Source organism: Vibrio sp. V03_P4A6T147, assembly GCF_002241085.1.
GTDB classification, from domain to species: domain Bacteria; phylum Pseudomonadota; class Gammaproteobacteria; order Enterobacterales; family Vibrionaceae; genus Vibrio; species Vibrio anguillarum.
Map to the genome: position 1 here is coordinate 1 of NZ_NDIO01000253.1, position 3,554 is coordinate 3,554.

The 3,554-nt window shown below is 44.9% G+C and carries 3 protein-coding genes; 2 read left to right on the top strand and 1 reads right to left on the bottom strand.

Going from position 1 to position 3,554, the window contains the following annotated elements; genetic code table 11:
• Both cysB and B9J84_RS09940 read left to right on the top strand, forming a co-directional pair.
• Positions 1 to 950: HTH-type transcriptional regulator CysB (cysB, locus tag B9J84_RS09935; protein ID WP_143698850.1), on the top strand; the 950-nt coding region annotated here is incomplete at its 5' end.
• A gap of 78 nt (positions 951 to 1,028) precedes the next feature.
• Entirely contained in the window at positions 1,029 to 2,225 is a 1,197-nt protein-coding gene (locus B9J84_RS09940) for a methyltransferase (protein ID WP_094124050.1), read from the top strand.
• A 59-nt stretch (positions 2,226 to 2,284) separates the two neighbouring features.
• Here the strand turns inward: B9J84_RS09940 and ald are convergent, their stop codons facing one another.
• Positions 2,285 to 3,409: an alanine dehydrogenase gene (gene ald / locus B9J84_RS09945; protein ID WP_017041996.1), complete on the bottom strand. Its 1,125-nt coding sequence runs from the start codon at positions 3,407 to 3,409 to the stop codon at positions 2,285 to 2,287.
• Positions 3,410 to 3,554: the final 145 nt, after the last annotated feature.

Consider the following 3,554-nt stretch of genomic DNA (forward strand, 5'->3'; position numbering starts at 1 on the left):
TTGTTGAAGTGGTTAATCACAACCTGAATGTCTCAGCAACTGCGGAAAGCCTTTATACCTCTCAGCCAGGCATTAGTAAACAGGTTCGTTTACTCGAAGATGAATTGGGTATTCAAATTTTTGAGCGTAGCGGTAAGCACCTGACACAAGTCACGGGTGCAGGTGAAGATATTATTCGTATCTCACAAGAGATCCTTTCACGTGTGGAAAGCATTAAGGCCGTGGCAGGGGAGCATACGCACCCTGAGATGGGTACGCTGAATATTTCAACGACTCATACACAAGCTCGCTACGCGTTACCTGATGTAATCAAAGGATTCACTGCGCGTTATCCGAAAGTGTCGCTACACATGCACCAAGGCACCCCAAGTCAGATGTCGGAAGCGGTTGCAAAAGGCACCGCTAATTTTGCGATAGCAACAGAAGCGCTTCATCTGTACCAAGATGCCATCATGCTACCTTGTTATCATTGGAACCGCTCCATTGTTGTTCCCAAAGATCATGCTCTTGCAAAAAAAGAACGAGTAACGATTGAGGATTTAGCCGCGTATCCATTGGTCACTTACGTGTTTGGTTTTACTGGCCGTTCAGAGTTAGACACTGCATTTAATCGCGTAGGGTTAACGCCGCGAGTTGTCTTTACCGCCACCGATGCGGATGTGATAAAAACTTATGTCCGGATGGGAATTGGGGTGGGTGTTATCGCAAGTATGGCGATAGATAAATCACGCGACACCGATCTTATCGCGATTGATGCCAGCCATCTTTTTGGTGCGAGCACGACTAGCATTGGTTTTCGCCGAGGCACATTCCTGCGTTCTTATATGTTTGACTTTATGGAACGTTTCGCGCCTCATCTTACTCGCCCTGTGGTCGAACGGGCTACCTCGTTAAAATCGAATATCGAAATAGAAGAGATGTTTAAAGACATTGAATTGCCAGTTCGTTAAGCAAATTTTGATCATTTAAAACGAAACACTTTCTAATTAAACCATCACCTCCTAGAATTGGCCTTTCTAGGGGGATGTATGCGCGCGCTTTTCAAACATATCGATGCTTTTTTAATTGAAAACCAACGTTTTTGGCGATTTGAGCCCTTTCATCATAGTGGCTTAGACAGTTCACCTTGGAAACATTCAGATCATAGGCTGGATCAGTGGTTGCAAACGCTATCTTTGGACAGTATCGATAGCTTAAAGTCATCGCCGCAAGCGCTCATTGAGCAACTTCATCCGTATATCGAGGGGTTAAAAGAAGCGGATATCATGATTAGGCTTCAAGATGCCCCTCGTAATACTCAGCAAGCACTCAGCCCTTACTTAGAGCAGGGGATCCCTGGCAGAAAGCTAGAACAAATTCGTTTAATGAGCGAATCACTCCTCTCTAGGCATTCAGGAACGGAATGGCTAGAGTGGTGCGCGGGTAAAGGCTTTTTAGGTCGAATTATCGCAGCGCAGTCAAAACAAAAAGTCACTAGTTTTGAATATCAGTCGCAGCTCTGCCATGCAGGACAAGCATGCGCCGATGAACATGATCTTCCGATGCAATTTATTCAAGGGGACGCTTTTGAGCCGCAAGCGTTTGGCGTTTTCAATACCAATCAGCATGCCGTCGCTTTACATGCCTGTGGTGATCTCCATGTTCGCCTACTCGAATATTCCGTTGCTCATCGCTTGCCTGCGATTACGTTTTCACCATGTTGCTACCATTTAATCAAAGCCGATAGCTACCAACCCATGTCCAGCTACGGTCGTACTTCTTCTCTTGCCTTGTCCAAAGAAGAGCTGCGTATTCCGCTGCAAGAAACCGTTACGGGGGGAGAGCGGGTTCGCCGTCATCGTTTGCAAGAAATGACGTTTCGTTTGGGTTTTGATTTGTTGCTAAGATCTGAGCTTGGGCATCATCAATATTGCCCAATTCCGAGCCTCAAAAAATCACAACTAGCCGAAGGATTTTTAGCTTTTTGTTATTGGGCGGCGGCACAAAAAGGCATCGTATTACCAGAAGTGGATTGGCCTGCTTATGAACGTAAAGGCAAGCAGCGTTTTTGGCAGATGGAAAGGATAGGCTTAGTACAACAGGCATTTCTCCGCATGATTGAGCTTTGGTTGGTATTGGATAAGGCACTTTATCTTCAAGAGCAAGGCTATGAGGTGCAGATTGAGCAGTTTTGCGCTAGGAAAGTAACGCCACGCAATATATTGGTTCACGCTTATAAAAAATAAAAGCCAAGCGCATGACACACTTGGCTAAGAATTGAGAGCTTTACCGCAAATTGTTATCGTTAGTTAAACAGAGCGATAGCTTCAGATGGGTCAAGATATTCAAGGTTGAAACTCTCGGCGACCTCTTTACAGGTGACTTTACCGTGTATCACGTTTAAACCTTCTAGGAATCCTTTATCCTCTAATAATGCACGTTGATAACCTTTATTGGCCAGTTTAACAATGTAAGGCAACGTAGCGTTATTCAAGGCGAAAGTTGATGTGCGAGCCACAGCGCCTGGCATGTTTGCGACGCAGTAATGAACGACGTCATCAACGATATAGGTCGGGTCATCATGAGTGGTAGCATGTGAGGTTTCAAAGCAGCCGCCTTGGTCAATTGCCACATCAACGACCGCAGAGCCAGGTTTCATTCTAGAAATCAGATCTTTAGTTACGAGTTTAGGAGCTGCTGCTCCGGGGATCAGTACTGCGCCTATTACTAAATCGGCTTCGAGGACGTATTTTTCAATCGCATCCTTTGTTGAATACACGACTTTAGCGTGACCTTGGAATTCTTCATCGAGTTTACGCAGCATATCAACACTTCGGTCGAGAATCGTCACATCAGCACGCATTCCGACAGCAATTCTGGCTGCGTTAGCACCGACTACACCACCACCAATCACCACCACTTTTGCTGGTGCGACTCCGGGTACACCACCCAGTAACAAACCACAGCCCGCGTGTGATTTTTCTAAACACTGCGCACCTGATTGAATAGACATTCGACCAGCGACTTCAGACATTGGTGCTAATAGTGGCAAGCGACCCATATTATCTGTTACAGTCTCGTAGGCTATACAGACAGCTTTGCTCTTGATTAGCTCCTCAGTTTGTGGAAAATCTGGAGCTAGATGTAAATAGGTAAATAAAATTTGGCCTTCGCGGAGCATTGCTCGTTCAGCAGCCTGAGGTTCTTTGACCTTAACAATCATTTCTGCTTTCGCAAAAATGTTAGAAGCAGTAGGAAGAATGGATGCGCCTACAGCGATGTAATCATCGTCTGAAAAGCCGATGCCGGAACCGGCATTTGTTTCAACATAAACTTGGTGACCGTGTGAGACAAGTTCGCGCACGCTTGCGGGAATCATGCCCACACGATATTCGTGGTTTTTGATTTCTTTAGGAACTCCAATGATCATCCTGACTCCTTAGGTTTTTTTGGTTGTTATAACTATATGTAGGGTTGTTGTTTCGAATTTGTGACTAGTATAGATGTGAATGTGTAAAATTTGATACTGAATATTAAAAAGTTGTAGTATATATTTTTGCAAGGAAGTAATAAGG

What these genes read in the sequence shown, in the direction of transcription:
- B9J84_RS09940 (WP_094124050.1), top strand. Translation starts at nt 1,029, where the DNA reads ATGCGCGCGCTTTTCAAACATATCGATGCTTTTTTAATTGAAAACCAA.
- ald (WP_017041996.1), bottom strand. Translation starts at nt 3,409, where the DNA reads ATGATCATTGGAGTTCCTAAAGAAATCAAAAACCACGAATATCGTGTG.